The following is a 19,059-nucleotide window of genomic DNA, read 5'->3' on the forward strand; positions in this document are numbered from 1 at the left end:
TGGTTGGAGATGAGCCCCAGAGGGAACCAACCAATTAGACCAACCAATCCAATTGGTCGGGGAGTTGACGGACAGCCAGGGAGTGACGGAGGTGACCATGCGAGCGTCAACCGGCGGTGAGTACGGACAACACGTCCTGCAGAGTGGGCACCAGATACCCGGCCCCGGCGTCACGCAGGATCTTCTCCTTGCGCTCGTTGCGCACGTACCCGAGGAAGCCGACACCGGCGCTGCGCGCGGCCATCAGGTCCGTGGGCGCGTCGCCGATCATGAGGGCGTCCTCCGGCGCGGCACCGAAGGCCCGCAGGGCCTGATCGAGGCAGTGCGGGTCGGGCTTGAGCAGGCTCAGGTCCCGGGAGCGGCCGTAGAGATGGGGGCCGAAGACGCTCTCCAGGCCACGTCCTGCGAGGTACTGCCGCGCGGCGCGGGGCGAGTTGTTCGTCGTCACGGCCAGGCCGGCGCCCTGAGCCGCCCAGGTGCGCAGGAGCCGATCCGCGTACGGAGTGGGTGCGGCGCAGGCGGCGGCCTTCAACTCCTCCTGGGTGAGCCGCTCCTCCAGCGCGGCGACGAGCGCGCCGGGACGGGGGTGCCGGCTGTCCACGGCGCGCAGGACGTCCCAGGGGTCCGTCGACCACTGCTCCTCGTCCGTGAGCAGGTCACGCAGGCCGCGCGCCTCCAGCCAGCCGACCAGCACGCGCGTCACGTCCTGCGCGGAGTGCCCGGCGAACAGACGGCAGATCGGACCGTCGAAGTCGAAAAGCACGTACCGGGCACGCGTGATCAGTCCCGGGAGGTTCTCCGTGTGCGTTGTCACCGGTTCAGTCTGCGACACGATGGGGTGGTCGCGCGGCCACTGGGTCCCATGACACTACTCCGGGGTCAACTCGGAGGTGACGGTGCTCCAGAGCGCGTCGAACCACTTCTGCGACTGCTCCACGAAGGCCGCGTCACGGCGCCCCGTCTCCTGCTCGAAGGAGAAGAGGAGGGCCTGGGTGCCCAGGACGTCGAACATCTCCTGGGACGCCATGTCGTCGTCGGCGGCACGCCGGGTGACCATGTAGTACGCGATCAGCGCCTCGCGGCCGTTGAGAAGGTACAGCTTCACCGGAGGGGTGAACGGGAGCGCGCGGAAGGTGACGCTCACGTCGATGCCGTGCGTGGCGCGCAGGGCGCGAAGGTTGTGCCTCAGGACCTGGACCTGGGCGTTGCGCATCATCAGCCAGCGCTGGTGGACCGGGTCGCCGTCGCCGCTGCCCTCTACCGAGGTGGGGAACGCCAGGTCGATGTCACGGGAGGGCAGCAGCACCCTGACGTCGATCGACTCCGGGCCGAGCCGGCCCTCGTGGATCGCCCGGAGCGGCTCCCCGAGGCCCAGCATCATCGTTTCGGCGGTCAGACAGACGGCGTCCACGCGTACGTGACGCGCGGAGAACGCCTCCGTGAGGCGGGGGCCGAGGCCCACCATCGTCGGCTGCGGCTCCCGCCAGGCGGGTTCCGGTTCCGCGATGCGCGGCGGGCTGCCCTTGCTGACGTTGCTGAGGAGCCCGTCGCTCTGGAGGGCGCGGAGTGCCTGACGGACCGCGCCGCGCTCGACCCCGAACTCGTCGGCGAGTTCGGCCTGGGTGGGCAGCCGGTCGCCCGCCTTCAGCCGTCCGTCCCGGATCCGCTCCCGCAGGGAGTCCGCGATCTCCTCAGGCGTGGACCTTCTGCTGCCGACCACCGTCGCCATCTCCTCCCGCACCCGGAAACCGAAGGGCTGCATCCCACTTGTAGGGGGTGCCCGGAAAGTTGTTTATCCATCCCTGCCAAGTTGGAACAACTTAAGCAGAGTTGGTTCCAACTAGCGCCAAGTCAGCACCGTACTCGACCACTTCTGCCGAAGGGGGGTGTTCCCTCCCCATGTCAAGGAGACATCACCGTGTCATGGATCAAGCCCGCCGCCACCGTCTTACTCCTCACCGTCGAGGAACTGGCCCAGTGGAGATACGGCACCACAGGCCTCGTCGCCCTCGTCCTGCTCCTCATCGGGCTGCACCGCCGCAACCACACCTGCAGCGCGATCGGCGCCGTGGCGCTGAGCCTCTCGGTCACCGGGCCGGCGCTGTGACCAGGGCGCGGTCAGGCCCCCAGGTCCAGTTCCGTGCTGATCGTCTCCCAGAGGCGGTCGAACCACAGTCGGGACTGTTCCACGAAGGACTTGTCCCGCACTCCCCCGTCGCCCTGCCGGAAGGCGAACAGCGGCGAGGAGCCCCCCTGCACCTCGTACGTCTCCGGGCCCTCTCCAGCGGTGCCCTCCGCACGCCTGCTGGGCGTGTAGAAGGCGAAGAGCGCCTCGGTGTCGTTCAGCAGGTACAGCTTCACCGGCGGGGTGAAGGGCAGTGCGCGGAAGCGCACCTGGACGTCCACGCCGTGTGTGGAGCGCAGTGCCGTCAGATTGTGGCTCAGCACCAGGCCCTGGGCGTTGCGCAGGGCCACCCAGCTCCGGTGCGCCGGGGAGTCGCCGCCGGGGTCGGCGGAGGCGGGGAAGGCGAGGTCGATGTCCCGGGACGGCAGCAGAACCCGCAGGTGGACCGTGGCCGGTTTCGGCGCCCCGGTGTGCAGTCGGCGCAGCGGTTCGCTGAGGGCCAGGCTGAGCGAGGCCGAGGTGAGGCACAGCGCGTCGATCCTGACGTGCTTGGCCTCGAACGCGGCAGCCACCCGGGCGGGCAGTGCGGCCAGGGTGGACTCCGGCTGCGCGGCGGGGCCGAAGAAGGCCGTCGCCCCGTCGGGCGCGACCGTCGCCGGCGCCCCGCGGGACACGTTGGTGAGCAGACCCTCCGACTGCAGGATGCGCAGGGCCTGCCGGACGGTGCCGCGCTCCACGCCGAACTCCTCGGCCAGGGCGGCCTGGGTGGGCATGCGCCGGCCCGCCTGGAGCGTGCCCGACCTGATCCGGCCGCGGAGCTCGTCGGCCACCTCCTGGGGCGACAACGGGGCCCTTCCCCGTTCGTTCACGGCTACTTGTTCCGACGTCACATCGGAACCCTACAACTTTGAGCCATCTTGGGGCAGTTGCCTGACAGATGGTTACCGGACACTTCAAAGACGCCCCAACCGGGAATAAGTTGGCAACCAACTGAACGAATGTGGTTGCACTTACCGATGGTTGGTAGCGCTGGAAGGACGCACCCCATGCCGTTCATCGCCCTCGTCGTCGCCGCCCTCGCCATCGGATTCGAGCAGTTCGTCCAGTCGAAGCTCGGCGCCATGGGGATCATCGCCCTCGTCGCCATGACCCTCGGCATCAAGGCCAAGAACATCACTCTCGGCGGCATCGGAGCAGTGATCCTCGTGTTGCTGCTCACCCAGTCCGGCTGACCGGGCTCCCTTCCGGAGGGGAGCCGGGAGCCTGGTCAGTCTGCACAGAGACAACTGAATACCGACAACCGAACAGCGGCACGCGCACAGCCACAACCGAACAGGCACAGCCACAACTGAAGAGCACGCTACGGATAGCGAGACCGTCCACCGTCGCCGGCAGAGGGGAGCACTAGAACAGGTCCGGGCACCACGGTCGCCTGGACGTGCGCAGCAGGGCGTCGGCCGAACGGGCGGCGCCCGCTCGTTCTTCCCGGACCCGCCCCAGCGCGGCCAGCCGTACCGCCGACTCGTCGCCCAGCCACAGCGCCGCCAGGTCGGCGACGTCCAGCGTGAGATCGGCGCTCCGGTCGCTCGGCGCGCAGGACGCGCCCTGCTCCGACGCCTCCAGCCGGTACCGTCCGCCGGAAAACCCGGCGGCGTCGACGATCTCCAGCACCAGCTCCCCCGAGCCCTCGTACGTCCGCGCCTCCAGCGCCCGTACGACGTCCAGGATCCGCAACCACAGCCAGTCGCCCTGCGCGAGCAGACGGGCGGCGCGCGGGTCCGGCAGCAGCAGCGGGAGCAGGTCGTCCGGCGCCCGCCAGCCCGACTTCACGTGCGCGATCCAGTCGATCGAGCACAGGAAGTGCCACAGGGCGCGCTCGGCGGCCGGCGTCGCCGCGATCAGCCAGTTCACGTCGGCCGTGTTCTGCGGCTGCTTGCCCTGCCATTTGTCGTCCGACTCGTAGGAGACCAGGCCCTCGACCTCCCCGGCGGCCGAGCGGTACAGGGCGTAGTAGGGCTCGGTCCACGACCTGCCGAAGCGGGCCGCGCCGGTGTTGATGCGCCACCACAGCTCGTCGCGGCTGACCGCGCCCGGCTGTGTCCGCCGCAGGCGTTCGTGCAGTTCGGGACCGAGCTTGCGGACGTCCTCGGGGTCGACCAGGTCGATCCGTCCGCCGTCCTCCGGACCCGACCAACGGCGGTCCAGGCCGGTGCGCGCCACCTCGACGGTCCATTTGGTGGCCGTGGTCACGGGGCCGAAGCCGTAGCGGCCGTAGATCGGGTACTCGGCGGCTATGAGCGTCGCGACGACGTCCCCGCGTTCCTTCGCCCCCGTGAGGTCCTGGCTCATCATGCGGCTGAGCAGGCCGCGGCGGCGGTGCGTCGGGCTGACGGTGACGTTGGAGACGGCGTCGGCGGCCACGAAGGCGCCGCCCACGGCGGTGAGCTCCTGGGCGAAGGAACGGAACGTCGCCACGCATCGGCCCCCGTCGAACGCCCCGAGCAGCCGCCCCGGCACGAAGTGGGCGCGCCGCGCCTCCAACTGCTCCTCGGTCAGCGTGGGCCGCTGCAGGAAGCCGACGCTCATGGCGCGTTGCCAGTCCTCGAACTCGGCTTCGGTGATCGGGCGTACGGGCAGCTCGTCGCGACGCGTCATGAGTGCACGGTAGGCATACGAAGGCCCAGGTGTCGCGGGGTTTTCCCGCCCGGGGCGGTGCGCGTGCGCGCCGCCCCGGGCGGGACCCGGGGTGACCAGGTCCTCCCGCCTCACATCAGCAGGTCGTCGACCTGTGCCTCCCCCTCCCGGTAGCGCCGCGCGATCTCCGCGCTGCACTCGTCCGCGATCCGCTGCAACCGCTGCCGGCGCCGGGACACCTGCTGCTCGTACCGGACGAGGCGCCCCATCGCGGTGGTCAGCTCGACGTCGGTGCGGGCGTCCAGCGCGGACAGTTCGACCTCGGCCAGCATCTCCGCAGCCAGCCGCCGGTACTCCTCGTTGTGCGGAGTGCCCAGCGTGACGTGGCGCGCGGAGGAGCGGTGCCGGGCCGGGGCGTCCGTGAGGATCTCCGGCAGCCGCTGGACGACGGACGCCTCTGCCGCGCCCGTGTCCACCAGCGACCCCGGCCCCCGGCGCGCGAGCTCCGCGCGCAGGATGTCGATGCGGCCCTGCAGCAGCCGTCGTACGTAACTGAGATCCGCCTCGTCGCGCTGCGCGTCCCTGCGCAGGGAGCGCAATTCGGCCAGACTCAGCGTGGCCAGATCGTGCGCGGGCGGATCGGGCGGCAGCTGTGGACTGTCCGTGCGTTGCACGGGTGGCCGGAGTGACTCCCCGGCTCCCGCTCGGGTCAACGAGACAGCCCCAGGCGGCTGCCCGGTACTCGGTGTTCTCATGTGCCTCAACCGTCCCCTCGACCGGCGTGTGGCAGCATCGTGCCACCCCAAGTGGCCGCTATGTGACCGAGTGCCCCCGAACGGCCCCAGATGGGGGGTTAGGGATCAAAAAGAGCGCTGGTACGGACCACCCGCGAAGCGGGATGACGCCGCCGGGCATGATGGGTCGCATGCGTGCAGTGGTGCAGAGGGTGGACGGCGCGAGCGTCGTCGTCGACGGCGAGGTCGTCGGGGAGATCACCGGCGAGGGGCTGTGTGTCCTGGTCGGCGTGACGCACGAGGACACCGAGGGGAAGGCGGCCCAGCTCGCCCGCAAGCTGTGGTCGCTGCGGATGCTGCACGACGAGAAGTCGTGCAGCGACATCGACGCCCCGCTCCTGGTGATCAGCCAGTTCACCCTTTACGGCGACGCCCGCAAGGGCCGCCGCCCCACGTGGAACGCGGCCGCCCCGGGTGACGTGGCCGAGCCGCTGGTCGACGAGGTGGTCGCGCAGTTGCGCGCGCTCGGCGCCACGGTGGAGACGGGCCGGTTCGGCGCGCGCATGCGCGTGGGCCTGACGAACGACGGCCCGTTCACGGTCCTGCTGGAGATGTAGCCCGCCGCCGGTAGGCGGGTGGGGCCTACGGCTCGACGACGACTTCCTGAGCGGCGGCCGTCGTGTCGGCCACCAGACGGGCGTCCACCGGCACGTTCCGCTTCACCAGCGCCAGCGCCACCGGACCCAGCTCGTGATGGCGTACGGAGGTCGTCACGAAGCCGATCCTGCGGCCGTCGGGGCCGTCGTCCGCGAGCCGCAGCTCGGTGCCGGACGGAGGCAGGTGCACCTCGCTGCCGTCGAGGTGCAGGAAGACCAGCCGGCGCGGCGGCTTGCCCAGGTTCTGCACCCGGGCGACCGTCTCCTGGCCCCGGTAGCAGCCCTTCTGCAGATGCACCGCGGTGCCGATCAGGCCCAGCTCGTGCGGGATGGTGCGGTGGTCGGTCTCGAAGCCGAGCCGCGGCCGGTGCTGCTCGACGCGCAGCGCCTCGTACGCCAGGATCCCGGCCGCCGGTCCGTTCTGCGCGGCGTACGACTCCAGGTCGGCGCGCGGCAGGAAGAGGTCACGGCCGTGCGCCGTCTCCCGTACGGCGACCCCTTCCGGCACCTCGGCGATGGAACCGGCCGGCAGATGGACCACGGCGATGTCGGCGGTGCGGTCGGCGACCTCGACCCGGTAGAAGAACTTCATCGACTCCAGGTACGCGATCAGGGCGTCCTGGGTGCCGGGTTCGACATGGGCCCAGACGGTCGTGCCGTCGTCCACCAGATAGAGCGCGTGTTCGATGTGGCCGTTCGCGGACAGCACCAGCGCCTCGGTGGCCTCGCCGGTGGGCAGGTCGCTGACGTGCTGGGTGAGCAGCAGGTGCAGCCAGCTCAGCCGGTCGTCGCCGGTGACGGTGACGACCCCGCGGTGCGAGAGGTCGACGAAACCGGTGCCGTCGGCGAGGGCGCGCTGCTCGCGGAACAGGTCGCCGTAGTGGGCGGCGACACCTTCGTCCGCCCCTTCGGCGGGGACGGCGCCGGGCAGGGACAGCAGGGGGCTCTTCATACGCTAAGCCTACGACTCGGTACTTGAATCCTTGCCGGTCGCCGCCGCGCAGTCCGCGCAGCGACCGAAGATCGCGAAGTGCTTCATGTCGGTGTCGAAGCCGAACGTCTCCCGCAGCTTGGCCGTGAACTCGGCGGCCACGGAGACGTCGGCCTCGATGACGTTGGTGCAGTCGCGGCAGACGAGGTGGAGGTGGTGGTGCCGGTCGGCCAGGTGGTACGTCGGCGCCCCGTGCCCGAGGTGGGCGTGGCTGACCAGCCCGAGCTCCTCCAGGAGCTCCAGGGTCCGGTAGACGGTGGAAATGTTGACCCCCGACGCCGTCCTGCGCACTTCGGCGAGGATTTCGTCGGGGGTCGCGTGCTCCAGGTTGTCCACGGCTTCGAGCACGAGTTGCCGCTGCGGCGTCAGCCGGTAGCCGCGCTGCCTGAGATCACTCTTCCAGTCGGTGCTCACCACACCCACGAGTCTATGGCTACTTGAAGAAAGCGATCCCGTCGTCGGGCAGGTCGCCCGGCAGGGCCTTCGCCCAGCGCTCGACGTCCTCCGGGGTGACGACCTTCTTCAGCTGCGCGGACATGTACGGCCGCAGCTCGACCTCGGGGGTCTGCTTCTCGCCGACCCACATCAGGTCGCTCTTGACGTAGCCGTACAGCCGCTTGCCTCCGCTGTAGGGGCGGGAGGCCGCGGTGCGCGCGACGGCGTCCGTGACCAGGTCGATCTGCGGCTTCTGGTCGGCCAGCTCGCCGTACCAGATCTCGATGACGCCGTCGTCGCGGGTCATCGTGACCTCGACCTTGCGGGCGGCGTCGATACGCCAGAAGCCGTGCTCGGACTCCAGCGGCCTGACCTTGTTGCCGTCCTGGTCGAGCACCCAGCTGTGGGACTGGTACTCCAGGAAGTCCCGGCCGTCGTGGGTGAAGGTGACCTCCTGCCCAAAGTTGCACTTCTCGGCGCCGGGGAAGTCGTGCACGCCCGCTCCCGCCCAGTTCCCGAGGAGGAAGGCGAGGGGGACGAGGTCCTTGTGGAGGTCGGACGGGATCTCGATCATGAGCAGCTCAGACTTCTCGTACGGACAGGGGGGTGGGTCAGCGCTGGCCCTGATACAGCTTCTTCACGGCCAGACCGGTGAAGGCGAGGACGCCGACGCAGACCAGGACCAGGAGGATTTCGAAGAAGAGGATCACGGGATGCTCCTAGGTGAGCGGGGTGCGTGGTTCACAAGGCCGGGCCCCAGCTTACGCGGCCACGACCCGGCCCTCCTTGCGAGGTACGCCCTCAGCCCAGCAGCTGACTCTGCAGGACGACCGTCTGCCGGAACGGCACGTCCGGCACCCCGCCCTTGCGGGACTGCACGATCACCGCGTAGACGTCGCCGGCCGCGAGATAGGCCTGGCGGACCTGCTCGGCGCCGTACGGCTTCGGTTCGGCGTAGGCGGTGCGGGTGATCCCGCGGACCGTGGCCGACTCGGGGAACTTCTCGTCGTACTCGGTGTCGGGGGCGCCACGCAGCGGGTACGTGGGCCAGGCGTACGCCAGGGCGTCGGGTGCCATCTCGGTGTCCACGACCTGTGCGGTGTCGAACTGGAGGAGATAGATCCGGGTCCGGACGCCGTCCGGCGTCGTCCAGCCGCGGGCGGCGATGTGCCGCATGCGGGTGTCGACGAGTTTCTGCCCCAGCAGCTCCCGGTCCTCCTCGGCGTACTCCGCCAGGTAGTCCTTCGTCGCCAGCCAGCCGTCCGCGCCGCGCAGCGCCTTGGTCTCGCGCGCACCGGCGGGGGCGGGCAGCACGAGGGCGCGCAGGTCGGCGTGGTGGGCGCCGGCCGTGTTGCCCTCGGCGAAGGGGCCCGGGCTGCCGGCGGGCAGCGGCGGCCTGGTCAGCTCGGGGTAGTCCCAGCGGCCGTCCGACTCCGTGGCGAGGCCGGGGACGTCCGTGCGCGCCATGCCCGTGATCCCGTAGGCCGTGCCGGTGCCGACGGCCGCGAACACGGCCACGGCGGCGGTCCAGCGCGCCACGGCCCGCAGGACGCGGCGGTCCCGGGGCGCGGGGGCCGGAGCCACGGGGTCGGTCGTCGGCCGCGGCGGTACGGTGACCCGCTGGTCGAGCGGCTGGACCTGCGTCGTGCTGTCGGTCATATCGCTTTCCCGGGCTCGGCGATGCGGTCGAGTTGGAGACGCAGGAGCGAGGCCACTCCGGCGCTGTCGAGCGTGCCGGTGCCGAATGCCGTCGCCGTGACCAGGACGTCACCGACGTAGGCGGAGCAGAGGACGACGGTGAGCTCGTCCTGGGTGCCCTCGGGCGCCCCGAAGCACTCGGCGTTCTTGTGCCCCTTGATCTTCGGTCCCTTGCGGCCGCCCAGGGCGCCGACGATCTTCCGCTGGAACTCGGAGAGATCACGGACCGCGGTACGGTCCTCCATCCGCGTCAGCACGACGTTCACCGAGTAGATCTCCAGGTTGTGCGAGTACGGCTTCGCGTCCCCGCTGAAGTAGCTGCGCATCGCCATGCCCTTGACGCGCTGCCGGTCGATCTCCTTCTCCAGTTCCTTGCGCGCGGAGCGGGACAGACCGCGCAGGGACTGCTTGCGCAGCGCCGTGGCCTGGGCGCCGCTGAGCCCCGCGTCGGAGCCGAACTCGCCGATGTCGGGGCCGCGGACCCAGCCGTCGGTGCCGTAGGGCACGAGCATGCCCGCCAGCCCGGTCGCGGCCGGCGCCTTCCTGTCCTCGCCGGTCTCCTTCGGGAACTTCCAGCGCGGGGCGCCCGCGTCGCGGTCCGCGTCCCGCACGGTCACGACGGTCGTGCTCACTCCGGCGACCAGTGCCCCGGCGAGCAGCAGGCAGCCGGCGACGACCGCCATCCGCCCGCGCCGCGGCGGCTTGCGCGGCGGTGCGTCCGCCGGTGTGCCCACCGCCTCCGGCAGCGGCTCCGGCGCGTCCGGCCGCGGCTGCTCCTGCGTTGCTCCGGTCTCCGTCACAGCCGCTCCATCTGCCGTTGTGCCAGGTCCATGACCGTCTTTCTCGCGATCCGCCGGTCGCCGTAGATCCAGATCTCCATCGCGATGTCCCCGCGCCAGGCGTGTGCCTCGGCGGTGTACAGCGGCTCGTATCCGGGCCTGTTGTCGGGCCGGGGGTGGACGTAGCCCATGCCCTCGCCGGTGCCCGGGATGTTCCAGCTCTCGACGCCGCTGTCGCGCTCCGCCCAGTCCTGGAGGTTGGCGACGGAGTCGACCGCCGCCAACGAGTCCTCGTGGCGGAACTGCACGAGGCGGATCTCCACGCTGTACGAGTTGCCGACCTCCCAGCCGACGACGGCGGCCCGGCGGAACTCGTCCGAGACGAGGGAACTGAACTTGTCGGCCGGCTCGGTGAAGGTGCCGGCGTAGACCCCGAGCTCCATCCAGCCGTCGGACCCGGACAGCCAGTCGGCCTCCTTCGCCCCGGCCGGCTTCTTCAGCAGCAGCTTGCGCAGGTCGCCTTCGGCGCGCACCTTGCGGTCCTGCCCGGCCGACAGCGGCTCCGGGGCCGGCCCGGTCGCCTGCGGCAGCACCGGCTGGGACAGCGGCGGCAGCGGTTCGGGCGCGCGGCCGGCCTGCACCTGGTATCCGGCGCAGGTGCCGGCGACGACGCCGAGAACGGCCGCGCCGGTGATCAGAAGAGCGGTACGGCCACGCCGGCGGGGCCGGGCGAAGCGCGGCTCCGGCGATGCCTGCGCGGCCCCCGGGGTCACGTCCACCTCGGCGGTGTCCGGTGTTCCGGGTCTTTCAGAGTCTTCCACTACGTCCCCCCACAGGACATGAAGCGCGGATTCCGTTACCGCGCCCGACAGGAGACCCCCGACCGGGGCACCCGGTTGTAGGGATCTTGATTACGATTCAGCCATGGCGAAGAAGCTGGTGATCAAGGTGACGGCGGGGGCCGATGCTCCTGAGCGGTGTTCGCAGGCGTTCACGGTCGCCGCGGTGGCCGTGGCGAGCGGGGTGGACGTGTCCGTCTGGCTGACCGGTGAGTCCGCCTGGTTCGCGCTGCCGGGGCGGGCCGCCGAGTTCGAGCTGCCGCACGCCGCGCCGCTGCCCGACCTGATCGACTCCGTGCTGGCCGCCGGGCGTCTCACGCTGTGCACACAGTGCGCGGCCCGCCGGGACATCACGGAGAAGGACGTCGTCGAGGGCGTGCGGATCGCGGGGGCGCAGGTCTTCGTGCAGGAGGCGCTCGCGGAGGACACGCAGGCCCTCGTCTACTGAGGCGGCGGCTGCGGGGATTCCGTCCACAGGCAGAACGGATGGCCCGAGGGGTCCAGCAGGACCCGTACGTCGCTCTGCGGCTGGTACGCGGCGAGGGTCGCGCCCTCGGCCAGCGCCCGCGCGGTCTCCCCCGCCAGGTCGTCGACCTCGACGTCGAGGTGGAGCATCATCTGCTGGTCGCCGGGGTGCCGGGTGGGCCAGACCGGGCGCACGTACGCGGGCTCCGTCTCGAACGCCAGGGCCGTGCCCTGCGTGCCGGGCGGCGGGCCGATCAGCACCCAGTGGGGCTCCTCGCGGCGCACCTCGTACCCCAGCAGGCGGATGTAGAAGCCGGCCAGTTCGTGCGCGTCGTGCGCGTCCAGCACCACGGTGGACAGCCTTGCGGGCGACATGCCCGCCTTCCTACCGCGGCTTCTTCCTGCCGTCCAGCTCGTCCCACCACTCGTCGGACTGCGGATCGCCGGACGGGTCGTCCCACCAGCGGTCCTCGGGACCCCTGCGGTTGGCGACCATCGCCGCGACGGGCGGGATCACCATGGCGACCACGCACATGCCCACGGCCGCCGGCGTCGACCACAGGCGCACGACTCCCCAGGCCAGGACGAACAGCCCGATGCAGACGCCCATCATCGCGAAGTAGACGTGCCGTCGGCGCGCGTACATACCTCCAGCGTAGGTCCGCGGCCGCGAAGCGCACGCGAAAGGGCCGCGTCCCAGGTGTCCCACCCGAGGGGACGCGGCCCCTGCGTACTGCGCCGGGTCGTCAGACCGCGATCGCGACCTCCGCGAGGCCGCCCGGCTGGGCGACGACAGTGCGGTCGGCGGTGGCGCCACCGGGCACGAGGGCGCGCAGCGTCCAGGTGCCCTCGGCGGCGTAGAAGCGGAACTGGCCCGTCGCGGACGTCGGCACCTCCGCCGTGAACTCGCCGGTCGAGTCCAGCAGCCGGACGTAGCCCGTCACGGGCTCGCCGTCGCGGGTCACCTGACCCTGGATGGTGGTCTCACCGGGCTTGATCGTCGAGGCGTCGGGGCCGCCGGCCTTCGCTCCACACATGTCTCTCTCCAGACGGGGTCTGACCGGAAGGCCGGTCGCGGTCGGTTACTTGTTGGCGCCGAGCTCGATCGGCACGCCGACGAGGGAGCCGTACTCGGTCCAGGAGCCGTCGTAGTTCTTGACGTTCTGCACGCCGAGCAGCTCGTGCAGGACGAACCAGGTCAGCGCGGAGCGCTCACCGATGCGGCAGTAGGCGATGGTGTCCTTGGCGAGGTCCACCTGCTCCTCGGTGTAGAGCTCCTTGAGCTCCTCGTCCGACTTGAAGGTGCCGTCGTCGTTGGCGTTCTTCGACCACGGGATGTTGCGGGCGCTCGGGACGTGCCCCGGACGCTGCGACTGCTCCTGCGGCAGGTGCGCGGGGGCGAGCAGCTTGCCGGAGAACTCGTCGGGCGAGCGGACGTCGACCAGGTTCTGCGCGCCGATGGCGGCGACCACGTCGTCGCGGAAGGCGCGGATCGAGGTGTCCTGCGGCTTGGCCGTGTACGTGGTGGCCGGGCGCTCCGGCACCTCCTCGACCAGCTCGCGGGCGTCCAGCTCCCACTTCTTGCGGCCACCGTCGAGCAGCTTGACGTTCTCGTGGCCGTAGAGCTTGAAGTACCAGTAGGCGTACGAGGCGAACCAGTTGTTGTTGCCGCCGTAGAGGATCACCAGCGTGTCGTTGGCGATGCCCTTCGCCGACAGGAGCTTCTCGAAGCCCTCCTGGTCGATGAAGTCACGGCGGACCGGGTCCTGGAGGTCCTTGGTCCAGTCGATCCGGATGGCGTTCCTGATGTGGTTCTTCTCGTAGGCGGAGGTGTCCTCGTCGACCTCGACAATGGCGATGTCCGAGTCGTCCAGGTGCTCCTGCAGCCAATCGGCGTCTACCAGGACGTCGCTGCGGCTCATGCTCTTTCTCCTCCGGGGCAGTTGCGGCGGGGCGTGCGAGTGCGAAGGGGTGCGCGTTGGCCGAAGCCGGCACGGCGCACGAATGGCCCTGAGCAGGGCAGGGGAACGCGGAAGTCGGGGCTTCCGCTCAGAAGGTGCGACAGAGCATGGCGGCAACGCGGCACAGGTCTACTGCCCGCCGCTTCGTGAGGTCCGCCTGTCGCTTCATGCCGTCGAGCTTAGGGACGGACCGGCGGGCGTGTCACCGGTGTGTCGCATCGTGAGACACAAGCGTCCGGCATGCGGGAACAGAGGAGTGCCCGGCGAGCCGCCGCACGGCTCCCGGGCACCTGTGACCCCCGCGCATCTGCGGTACGGACGGGGTCGTCTCGCCTGTCGGACGGCCGGACGGTGTCCGGCCCGGTCCTACCCGGCCAGCCGTACGTTCGAACCCGCCACCGAGATCTCCAGACCGTCCGGCGCCGCCTCGACCTTGTCGAGCTGGATGCCGCCCGGCAGGTCGTCGATGGCCTGCTGGAAGTCGGTGATCTCACGGACCGCGTCCTCGGCCAGGTCGAGGCCCCCGAGGTCCGGCAGGGAGTCGGTGCGCACCTCGACCTTGTCGTCCTTGACGCCGACCGTGCTGAGCACCGAGAGCTGCTTGGTGCCGATCACCGGGGCGTCGATCTCCAGGCCGACCTCGATCTTGCCGCCCCCGCCGTCGGAGAGGCTCACCACCCGGGCGGTGATACCGGGGGCGACCTCGGTGGGCTCGGACTTGGCGGCCTTCAGCAGCTCGTCGTACGCGATGGTCGCGGTGCCGGTCGCGGAGACGGCCGTGGCGGAGCTGAAGTCGCCGGAGAACTCGACGCCCTTCATGTCGGCCTCCAGGTCGTCGATGCGGATCCGCTCGCCGTCGCCCGCCGTCGCCTCGTAGTTCCGGATGCCGACCTGGACGTCGTCCAGCGTGCCGCCGGCGACCTGGGTGAGGAACGGGAAGCCGTTGATGGCCACCTCGGGGGTGCTGGACAGGCCCTCAGTGGTCCGCAGCCGGTCCGCGACCTCACCCTCGGCGAAGTTGACCGCGAGCCGGTCGGCGGCCACGAACAGGCCACCGAGGATCACGACGACGATCAGAAGTACTCGCAGCGCGCGCATGTTTCCCCACCCAGGCGGTCAGTCACGGACGTCGGTCACCGTAACCCCGAACCGAACACCTGGCGGGATTTTGTCGATCACCTGTGACAGGCGGCAGCTCAGACCAGCGCCCGCCCCAGCACCCACAGCACCGGCGCGGCGGCGCTCAGCGGGAGGGCCACACCGGCGGTGAAGTGGACGAACCGGGAGGGATAGTCGTAGCTCGCCGCCCGGTGGCCGATCAGCGCGCACGCGCCGGCCGCCGCGCCCAGCAGCGCACCGGCGCCGTTCCCGACGCCGGTCATGCCGGCGACCGCGATGCCCGCACCCGCCGCCGCGAGCAGCGCGACGACCACGGAGGCCGGCGTCGGCAGCGGCAGCGCGCGGGCCAGAACCGCCACGGCCACCGCGACGGCGCCGAGGGTGACCGCGTCCGGCTCGGCGGCGAGGTAGCCCGTCGCGATGACGGCCAGCGCGGCCGACACGACGGTCGCCATCAGTCCGTACATCCGGGTGTCCGGGTCGGCGTGCGAGCGCAGCTGCAGCACGAGGGTGAGCAGCACCCACACCCCGAGCGTGCCGAGGATCGCGGCCGGCGCCTGCTCACGGCCCGCGATCAGCAGCGCCACGTCCGCCGTCAGCGCGCCCGCGAACGCCAGCGCGATGCCCTGCCGGGCGGGCCACATGCCGTTCAGCCGGAACCAGCCCGCGGCCGTGACGGCCTGGAGCAGGACCAGGGGGACGAGCAGGGCGTACGGGCCGAGCGCCGCGCCGCCGGCGATCAGGAGTCCGAGCACCGCGGTCAGCGCGGCGGGCTGGAGACCGGGCTCGATGATCGGCGACCGCCCTTCGAGCCTGGCCCGCTGGGCCGCGGTGAGCGGCGCCTCGGGAGTGGCCGAGGGCTCGGGGGCCGGCTGCGGCGGTACGTACGCGGGGGTCTGGTGGGCCTGCGTGTCCCAGGTCCGGCCCTCCCACTGCTGGGTGTACCGGCCGTCGTCGTAGGACTGCTGTGGGTGCGGAGCCTGCTGGTACTGCGGCGCCTGCTGGGGATGGGACCGGCCCTGCTGGTACGAGGCCTGCCCCTGCCGGTACGGCGTCTGTCCCTGCCCGTACTCCGGCCGGCCCTGCCCGTACCGGGTCTGTCCCTGCTCGTGGTCCGGGCGGCCCTGCTGGTACTGGGACGGCTGACCCTGCTGGTACTGGGACGGCTGACCCTGCTGGTACTGGCTCTGGTCCGGCTGGTACTCGGGACGGCCCTGCTGGTGGTCGGGACGGCCCTGGTACTCGGGACGGCCCTGCTGATAGGGGTCGTACCCGCCGTCGTACGTGCCCTCGTACGGCTGGTTGCTCATCGGTGTGGTCACCCTCCTGCGAACGGCGGGAGCACCTCGACCGTGCCGCCCTCGGCCAGCCGTACCGTCTCATGCCCGCGCGTGCCCACGGGGTCACCGTCGACGAGGAACGAGCATCGCTGCAGCACGCGCACCAGTTCACCGGGGTGTCGCTCGCGCACGCCGTCGAGCGCCTCGGCGAGCGTCGCCGCGTCCAGGCGCTCCTCGGCGATCCCGGCCGCGGCCTTCGCGGCCGCCCAGTAGCGCACCGTGACCTTTGCCATCTCTTCCTCAAGTCGATCGGCGGAACCTGGCTGTGACTACGGTCAGGCTAGCCCGCCGCGCCGACGGCCCATTCCCCGATCCGGGCCAGGAGGGCGTCGGTGGCCGCGTGCTCCGCGTGGCCCATACCGGGCTCCAGCCACAGTTCGCCGTGGTCACCGGCGGCCTCGGCCAGCATGTGGGGGTGGTCGACGGGGAAGTAGCCGTCGCGGTCGCCGTGCACGATCAGCAGCGGGGTCGGCGCGATCCGGGGCACCGCCTCGACCGGTGACAACGGGACGGGGTTCCAGCCGCGGTGGTGGATACGGGTACGCAGGCCGTAGCGGCCGAGCAGGCGGCCCTCGGGGCGGGTCACCAACCAGTGGAGGCGCCGCATGGGGGCCGTGCCCCGGTAGTACCAGCGGGCCGGGGCGCTCACCGACACCACCGCCTCGATCTGCCGGGCGTGGAGCGCCGCGTGCCGCAGCACCACCGAGCCGCCCATGGAGAAGCCGACGGTCACCACGCGCGCGTGCCCCCGCTGCCGCGCCCACGCCACCGCCGCCGCCAGGTCGAGGACCTCACGGTCGCCGACGGTCGAGTGCCCGCCGGACGCCCCGTGGCCCCGGAAGGAGAAGGTGATCACGGCGCCGTGCCGGGCGAGGGCCGTGGCGACGCGGCGCACGTGCGGTTTGTCCACGTCGCCGGTGAAGCCGTGCGCCACGACGAACGCCGGGTGGTCGGTGGGTGGCGTCAGGGTTTCGTAAACCGCCCCGCCCGGTTCGTACAGGGCGTCGATCCGCACACCGTCCGCGGTCTGCAGAAACGTCCGTGACGGTGCGCTTCCGCCCGCCCCGGGCGTCTCGGATGCCGGACGGAAGGTGGTGGAACGTGCCCCTTGGCCTGCCGGACCGTTGCTCATGTGGGCTATTCTGCTGGGTAGAGGACTCGGGCAGCGTTGCCCCCGGGTCCTTTTGTGCTTTCGGAAGCGTTGTATACGAAGCGGAGAACCGCAGGTGACCGCAGGTGTACGGGCTCCGGGACCGCAGAGTGGTGCCGCATCGCACGACGTCCTCGCAGGGACCGAGGAGGAACCAGACGTATGAGTTCTCTGCTGCTCCTGACCAACGCCCTCCAGCCGTCGACGGAGGTACTGCCCGCACTCGGCCTGCTGCTGCACAACGTGCGCGTGGCTCCGGCGGAGGGACCCGCCCTCGTCGACACCCCCGGTGCCGACGTCATCCTCGTCGACGGCCGGCGCGACCTCCCCCAGGTCCGCAGCCTCTGCCAGCTGCTGCGCTCCACCGGACCCGGCTGCCCCCTCGTCCTGGTGGTGACCGAGGGCGGCCTCGCCGCCGTCACCGCCGACTGGGGCATCGACGACGTCCTGCTCGACACCGCGGGCCCCGCCGAGGTCGAGGCCCGCCTCCGGCTGGCCGTGGGCCGGCAGCAGATCGTCAACGACGACTCCCCGATGGAGATCCGCAACGGCGACCTGTCGGTGGACGAGGCCACCTACAGCGCCAAGCTCAAGGGGCGCGTCCTCGACCTCACCTTCAAGGAGTTCGAGCTCCTGAAGTACCTCGCGCAGCACCCCGGCCGGGTCTTCACCCGCGCCCAGCTGCTCCAGGAGGTCTGGGGCTACGACTACTTCGGCGGCACCCGCACGGTCGACGTCCACGTACGGCGGCTGCGCGCCAAGCTCGGACCCGAGCACGAGTCGCTGATCGGGACCGTCCGGAACGTCGGTTATCGATTCGTTACGCCGGAGAAGGTGGAGCGCGCCGCGGACGAGGCCAAGGCCCGGGCGGCCCGGCCAAAGCCGGAGGATGCGGGCGAGAGGGCGCCGTCGGGCGTCGCCGAGGTACCGGCCGAGGCGTAGCCGGCGCGCGGGCGCGCCCCCCGGGGGTGCGCCCGCCGGCCCGGGGCCGTGCACAACGCTCCGTACGCCCTGCCCACGGCGGGTCCATCCGCGTAGACTCCGCGCGTGGCCAAGGTGACTCGGGATGATGTGGCGCGGCTGGCGGGTACCTCCACCGCCGTGGTCAGTTATGTCATCAACAACGGACCCCGGCCGGTCGCCCCGGCCACGCGCGAGCGTGTCCTCGCCGCCATCAAGGAGCTCGGGTACCGTCCCGACCGGGTGGCCCAGGCGATGGCCTCCCGGCGCACCGACCTCATAGGCCTGATCGTCCCGGACGCCCGCCAGCCCTTCTTCGGGGAGATGGCGCACGCCGTGGAGTGGGCGGCCGCCGAGCGCGGGAAGATGGTGCTCGTCGGGAACTCCGACTACGTCGGCGAGCGCGAGGTCCACTATCTGCGGGCGTTCCTCGGCATGCGGGTCTCCGGACTGATCCTCGTCAGCCACGCGCTGAACGACATGGCCGCCGCCGAGATCGAGGCCTGGGACGCCCGGGTCGTCCTCCTGCACGAGCGCCCCGAGGCCATCGACGACGTCGCCGTCGTGACGGACGACCTCGGCGGCGCCCAGCTCGCCGTACGCCATCTCCTGGAGCACGGCTACGCGTACGTGGCCTGCATGGGCGGCACCGCCGAGACGCCCGCCGTCGGCGACCCGGTCTCCGACCACGTCGAGGGCTGGCGGCGCGCGATGGCCGAGGCCGGGCTGCCGACCGAGGGACGGCTCTTCGAGGCGCCGTACAACCGCTACGACGCCTACCGGGTCGCCCTGGAGATCCTGTCCGGCCCGAAGCGGCCGCCGGCGGTCTTCTGCTCCACCGACGACCAGGCCATCGGCCTGCTGCGCGCGGCGCGCGAACTGCGGATCGACGTGCCCGGGGAGCTGGCGGTGGCCGGCTTCGACGACATCAAGGAGGCGGCGCTCACGGACCCGCCGCTCACCACGATCGCGTCCGACCGCTCGGCGATGGCGCGGGCCGCCGTGGACCTCGTCCTCGACGACGGGCTGCGGGTGGCGGGATCGCGCCGGGAGCGGCTGAAGCAGTTCCCCTCGCGGCTCGTGGTGCGCAGCTCCTGCGGCTGCTAGCTCCTGGCCTTATATCGGGCATACAAGGTTCTGCCGGGCTTCTCAGGCAGCACTCAGGGAGCTCTC

General features: G+C 71.3%; 26 protein-coding genes. 6 read left to right on the forward strand and 20 right to left on the reverse strand.

Annotated features, from left to right (window positions below):
* Window positions 1-106: 106 nt before the first annotated feature.
* On the reverse strand, window positions 107-814 hold the full coding sequence (locus ACIP2X_RS37090) for an HAD family hydrolase (RefSeq protein WP_401682521.1): 708 nt from the start codon (window positions 812-814) through the stop codon (window positions 107-109).
* Between the two features lie 54 nt (window positions 815-868).
* Complete coding sequence (locus tag ACIP2X_RS37095) at window positions 869-1,762, reverse strand: FadR/GntR family transcriptional regulator (RefSeq protein WP_401682524.1); 894 nt, start codon at window positions 1,760-1,762, stop codon at window positions 869-871.
* 156 nt (window positions 1,763-1,918) lie between these two features.
* Here ACIP2X_RS37095 and ACIP2X_RS37100 point away from each other — a divergent pair, with 156 nt between their 5' ends.
* A complete protein-coding gene (locus tag ACIP2X_RS37100; protein WP_401682527.1) occupies window positions 1,919-2,107 on the forward strand; it encodes a hypothetical protein in 189 nt (62 codons plus the stop codon).
* Between the two features lie 11 nt (window positions 2,108-2,118).
* Here ACIP2X_RS37100 and ACIP2X_RS37105 read toward each other — a convergent pair whose 3' ends face one another.
* Window positions 2,119-2,955 carry a GntR family transcriptional regulator gene (locus tag ACIP2X_RS37105; RefSeq protein WP_401682530.1) on the reverse strand — a complete coding sequence of 279 codons (837 nt, stop codon included), beginning with the start codon at window positions 2,953-2,955 and terminating at the stop codon, window positions 2,119-2,121.
* A gap of 216 nt (window positions 2,956-3,171) precedes the next feature.
* Here ACIP2X_RS37105 and ACIP2X_RS37110 point away from each other — a divergent pair, with 216 nt between their 5' ends.
* Window positions 3,172-3,357 (forward strand): hypothetical protein, encoded by a 186-nt coding sequence (locus ACIP2X_RS37110; protein WP_401682533.1) that lies wholly within the window; start codon window positions 3,172-3,174, stop codon window positions 3,355-3,357.
* Between the two features lie 172 nt (window positions 3,358-3,529).
* Here ACIP2X_RS37110 and ACIP2X_RS37115 read toward each other — a convergent pair whose 3' ends face one another.
* Together ACIP2X_RS37115 and ACIP2X_RS37120 are read right to left on the reverse strand one after the other, a co-directional pair.
* A complete protein-coding gene (locus tag ACIP2X_RS37115) occupies window positions 3,530-4,780 on the reverse strand; it encodes a GNAT family N-acetyltransferase (RefSeq protein WP_401682535.1) in 1,251 nt (416 codons plus the stop codon).
* Between the two features lie 110 nt (window positions 4,781-4,890).
* Complete coding sequence (locus ACIP2X_RS37120; RefSeq protein ID WP_401682538.1) at window positions 4,891-5,514, reverse strand: aerial mycelium formation protein; 624 nt, start codon at window positions 5,512-5,514, stop codon at window positions 4,891-4,893.
* Between the two features lie 170 nt (window positions 5,515-5,684).
* Here ACIP2X_RS37120 and dtd point away from each other — a divergent pair, with 170 nt between their 5' ends.
* Complete coding sequence (gene dtd, locus ACIP2X_RS37125) at window positions 5,685-6,110, forward strand: D-aminoacyl-tRNA deacylase (protein WP_401682541.1); 426 nt, start codon at window positions 5,685-5,687, stop codon at window positions 6,108-6,110.
* Between the two features lie 25 nt (window positions 6,111-6,135).
* Here the strand turns inward: dtd and ACIP2X_RS37130 are convergent, their stop codons facing one another.
* The 6 genes from ACIP2X_RS37130 to ACIP2X_RS37155 all read right to left on the reverse strand — a co-directional run bounded on the left by ACIP2X_RS37130 (window position 6,136) and on the right by ACIP2X_RS37155 (window position 10,831).
* Window positions 6,136-7,101 carry a YgfZ/GcvT domain-containing protein gene (locus ACIP2X_RS37130; protein WP_401682543.1) on the reverse strand — a complete coding sequence of 322 codons (966 nt, stop codon included), beginning with the start codon at window positions 7,099-7,101 and terminating at the stop codon, window positions 6,136-6,138.
* 9 nt (window positions 7,102-7,110) lie between these two features.
* Complete coding sequence (locus ACIP2X_RS37135) at window positions 7,111-7,557, reverse strand: Fur family transcriptional regulator (protein ID WP_401682546.1); 447 nt, start codon at window positions 7,555-7,557, stop codon at window positions 7,111-7,113.
* A gap of 16 nt (window positions 7,558-7,573) precedes the next feature.
* A complete protein-coding gene (locus ACIP2X_RS37140) occupies window positions 7,574-8,149 on the reverse strand; it encodes an FABP family protein (protein WP_385379804.1) in 576 nt (191 codons plus the stop codon).
* 227 nt (window positions 8,150-8,376) lie between these two features.
* Window positions 8,377-9,234: a hypothetical protein gene (locus ACIP2X_RS37145; RefSeq protein WP_401682549.1), complete on the reverse strand. Its 858-nt coding sequence runs from the start codon at window positions 9,232-9,234 to the stop codon at window positions 8,377-8,379.
* Window positions 9,231-10,073: a hypothetical protein gene (locus ACIP2X_RS37150; protein ID WP_401682552.1), complete on the reverse strand. Its 843-nt coding sequence runs from the start codon at window positions 10,071-10,073 to the stop codon at window positions 9,231-9,233. The genes ACIP2X_RS37145 and ACIP2X_RS37150 overlap by 4 nt, the downstream gene beginning before the upstream one ends.
* Window positions 10,070-10,831 (reverse strand): hypothetical protein, encoded by a 762-nt coding sequence (locus ACIP2X_RS37155; protein WP_401682554.1) that lies wholly within the window; start codon window positions 10,829-10,831, stop codon window positions 10,070-10,072. Before ACIP2X_RS37155 ends, ACIP2X_RS37150 begins: the two co-directional genes overlap by 4 nt.
* A 145-nt stretch (window positions 10,832-10,976) precedes the next feature.
* On the opposite strand from ACIP2X_RS37155, the gene ACIP2X_RS37160 reads away from it, so the two are divergent.
* A complete protein-coding gene (locus tag ACIP2X_RS37160) occupies window positions 10,977-11,339 on the forward strand; it encodes a DsrE family protein (protein WP_401682557.1) in 363 nt (120 codons plus the stop codon).
* Here the strand turns inward: ACIP2X_RS37160 and ACIP2X_RS37165 are convergent.
* The 9 genes from ACIP2X_RS37165 to ACIP2X_RS37205 form a co-directional block, all read right to left on the reverse strand.
* Window positions 11,333-11,731, reverse strand: a complete 399-nt coding sequence (locus tag ACIP2X_RS37165) for a VOC family protein (RefSeq protein WP_401682559.1) — start codon at window positions 11,729-11,731, stop codon at window positions 11,333-11,335. The two genes, ACIP2X_RS37160 and ACIP2X_RS37165, sit on opposite strands and share 7 nt — an antisense overlap.
* A 10-nt stretch (window positions 11,732-11,741) precedes the next feature.
* Window positions 11,742-12,002 carry a DUF3099 domain-containing protein gene (locus ACIP2X_RS37170; protein WP_401682562.1) on the reverse strand — a complete coding sequence of 87 codons (261 nt, stop codon included), beginning with the start codon at window positions 12,000-12,002 and terminating at the stop codon, window positions 11,742-11,744.
* A gap of 100 nt (window positions 12,003-12,102) precedes the next feature.
* Entirely contained in the window at window positions 12,103-12,393 is a 291-nt protein-coding gene (locus ACIP2X_RS37175; protein WP_401682564.1) for a DUF1416 domain-containing protein, read from the reverse strand.
* A 45-nt stretch (window positions 12,394-12,438) separates the two neighbouring features.
* On the reverse strand, window positions 12,439-13,278 hold the full coding sequence (locus ACIP2X_RS37180; RefSeq protein WP_401682567.1) for a sulfurtransferase: 840 nt from the start codon (window positions 13,276-13,278) through the stop codon (window positions 12,439-12,441).
* Window positions 13,279-13,405: 127 nt separating this feature from the next.
* Window positions 13,406-13,486: a putative leader peptide gene (locus ACIP2X_RS37185; RefSeq protein WP_350310325.1), complete on the reverse strand. Its 81-nt coding sequence runs from the start codon at window positions 13,484-13,486 to the stop codon at window positions 13,406-13,408.
* Window positions 13,487-13,683: 197 nt separating this feature from the next.
* Window positions 13,684-14,415 (reverse strand): DUF2993 domain-containing protein, encoded by a 732-nt coding sequence (locus tag ACIP2X_RS37190; RefSeq protein WP_401682569.1) that lies wholly within the window; start codon window positions 14,413-14,415, stop codon window positions 13,684-13,686.
* A gap of 98 nt (window positions 14,416-14,513) precedes the next feature.
* Window positions 14,514-15,746, reverse strand: coding sequence for a hypothetical protein (locus ACIP2X_RS37195; RefSeq protein WP_401682571.1), 1,233 nt, complete (start codon window positions 15,744-15,746; stop codon window positions 14,514-14,516).
* 8 nt (window positions 15,747-15,754) lie between these two features.
* On the reverse strand, window positions 15,755-16,009 hold the full coding sequence (locus ACIP2X_RS37200) for a MoaD/ThiS family protein (RefSeq protein WP_401682574.1): 255 nt from the start codon (window positions 16,007-16,009) through the stop codon (window positions 15,755-15,757).
* Window positions 16,010-16,056: 47 nt separating this feature from the next.
* Window positions 16,057-16,908 carry an alpha/beta hydrolase gene (locus ACIP2X_RS37205; protein ID WP_401682575.1) on the reverse strand — a complete coding sequence of 284 codons (852 nt, stop codon included), beginning with the start codon at window positions 16,906-16,908 and terminating at the stop codon, window positions 16,057-16,059.
* Between the two features lie 180 nt (window positions 16,909-17,088).
* Between ACIP2X_RS37205 and ACIP2X_RS37210 the strand changes: the two genes are divergently transcribed.
* Window positions 17,089-17,868, forward strand: coding sequence for a winged-helix domain-containing protein (locus ACIP2X_RS37210; RefSeq protein ID WP_401682578.1), 780 nt, complete (start codon window positions 17,089-17,091; stop codon window positions 17,866-17,868).
* Between the two features lie 105 nt (window positions 17,869-17,973).
* Window positions 17,974-18,993 (forward strand): LacI family DNA-binding transcriptional regulator, encoded by a 1,020-nt coding sequence (locus ACIP2X_RS37215; protein WP_401682581.1) that lies wholly within the window; start codon window positions 17,974-17,976, stop codon window positions 18,991-18,993.
* Window positions 18,994-19,059 lie beyond the last annotated feature (66 nt).

This window comes from Streptomyces sp. NPDC089424 (assembly GCF_044749345.1).
In the GTDB taxonomy this organism is placed as follows: domain Bacteria; phylum Actinomycetota; class Actinomycetes; order Streptomycetales; family Streptomycetaceae; genus Streptomyces.

Bases quoted from the DNA above. Each gene is read 5' to 3' on its own strand.
- ACIP2X_RS37095 (WP_401682524.1), bottom strand. From the start codon at position 1,762: ATGCAGCCCTTCGGTTTCCGGGTGCGGGAGGAGATGGCGACGGTGGTC.
- ACIP2X_RS37110 (WP_401682533.1), top strand. From the start codon at position 3,172: ATGCCGTTCATCGCCCTCGTCGTCGCCGCCCTCGCCATCGGATTCGAG.
- ACIP2X_RS37115 (WP_401682535.1), bottom strand. From the start codon at position 4,780: ATGACGCGTCGCGACGAGCTGCCCGTACGCCCGATCACCGAAGCCGAG.
- ACIP2X_RS37120 (WP_401682538.1), bottom strand. From the start codon at position 5,514: ATGAGAACACCGAGTACCGGGCAGCCGCCTGGGGCTGTCTCGTTGACC.
- dtd (WP_401682541.1), top strand. From the start codon at position 5,685: ATGCGTGCAGTGGTGCAGAGGGTGGACGGCGCGAGCGTCGTCGTCGAC.
- ACIP2X_RS37130 (WP_401682543.1), bottom strand. From the start codon at position 7,101: ATGAAGAGCCCCCTGCTGTCCCTGCCCGGCGCCGTCCCCGCCGAAGGG.
- ACIP2X_RS37140 (WP_385379804.1), bottom strand. From the start codon at position 8,149: ATGATCGAGATCCCGTCCGACCTCCACAAGGACCTCGTCCCCCTCGCC.
- ACIP2X_RS37145 (WP_401682549.1), bottom strand. From the start codon at position 9,234: ATGACCGACAGCACGACGCAGGTCCAGCCGCTCGACCAGCGGGTCACC.
- ACIP2X_RS37160 (WP_401682557.1), top strand. From the start codon at position 10,977: ATGGCGAAGAAGCTGGTGATCAAGGTGACGGCGGGGGCCGATGCTCCT.
- ACIP2X_RS37165 (WP_401682559.1), bottom strand. From the start codon at position 11,731: ATGTCGCCCGCAAGGCTGTCCACCGTGGTGCTGGACGCGCACGACGCG.
- ACIP2X_RS37170 (WP_401682562.1), bottom strand. From the start codon at position 12,002: ATGTACGCGCGCCGACGGCACGTCTACTTCGCGATGATGGGCGTCTGC.
- ACIP2X_RS37175 (WP_401682564.1), bottom strand. From the start codon at position 12,393: ATGTGTGGAGCGAAGGCCGGCGGCCCCGACGCCTCGACGATCAAGCCC.
- ACIP2X_RS37180 (WP_401682567.1), bottom strand. From the start codon at position 13,278: ATGAGCCGCAGCGACGTCCTGGTAGACGCCGATTGGCTGCAGGAGCAC.
- ACIP2X_RS37185 (WP_350310325.1), bottom strand. From the start codon at position 13,486: ATGAAGCGACAGGCGGACCTCACGAAGCGGCGGGCAGTAGACCTGTGC.
- ACIP2X_RS37190 (WP_401682569.1), bottom strand. From the start codon at position 14,415: ATGCGCGCGCTGCGAGTACTTCTGATCGTCGTCGTGATCCTCGGTGGC.
- ACIP2X_RS37195 (WP_401682571.1), bottom strand. From the start codon at position 15,746: ATGAGCAACCAGCCGTACGAGGGCACGTACGACGGCGGGTACGACCCC.
- ACIP2X_RS37200 (WP_401682574.1), bottom strand. From the start codon at position 16,009: ATGGCAAAGGTCACGGTGCGCTACTGGGCGGCCGCGAAGGCCGCGGCC.
- ACIP2X_RS37205 (WP_401682575.1), bottom strand. From the start codon at position 16,908: ATGAGCAACGGTCCGGCAGGCCAAGGGGCACGTTCCACCACCTTCCGT.
- ACIP2X_RS37210 (WP_401682578.1), top strand. From the start codon at position 17,089: ATGAGTTCTCTGCTGCTCCTGACCAACGCCCTCCAGCCGTCGACGGAG.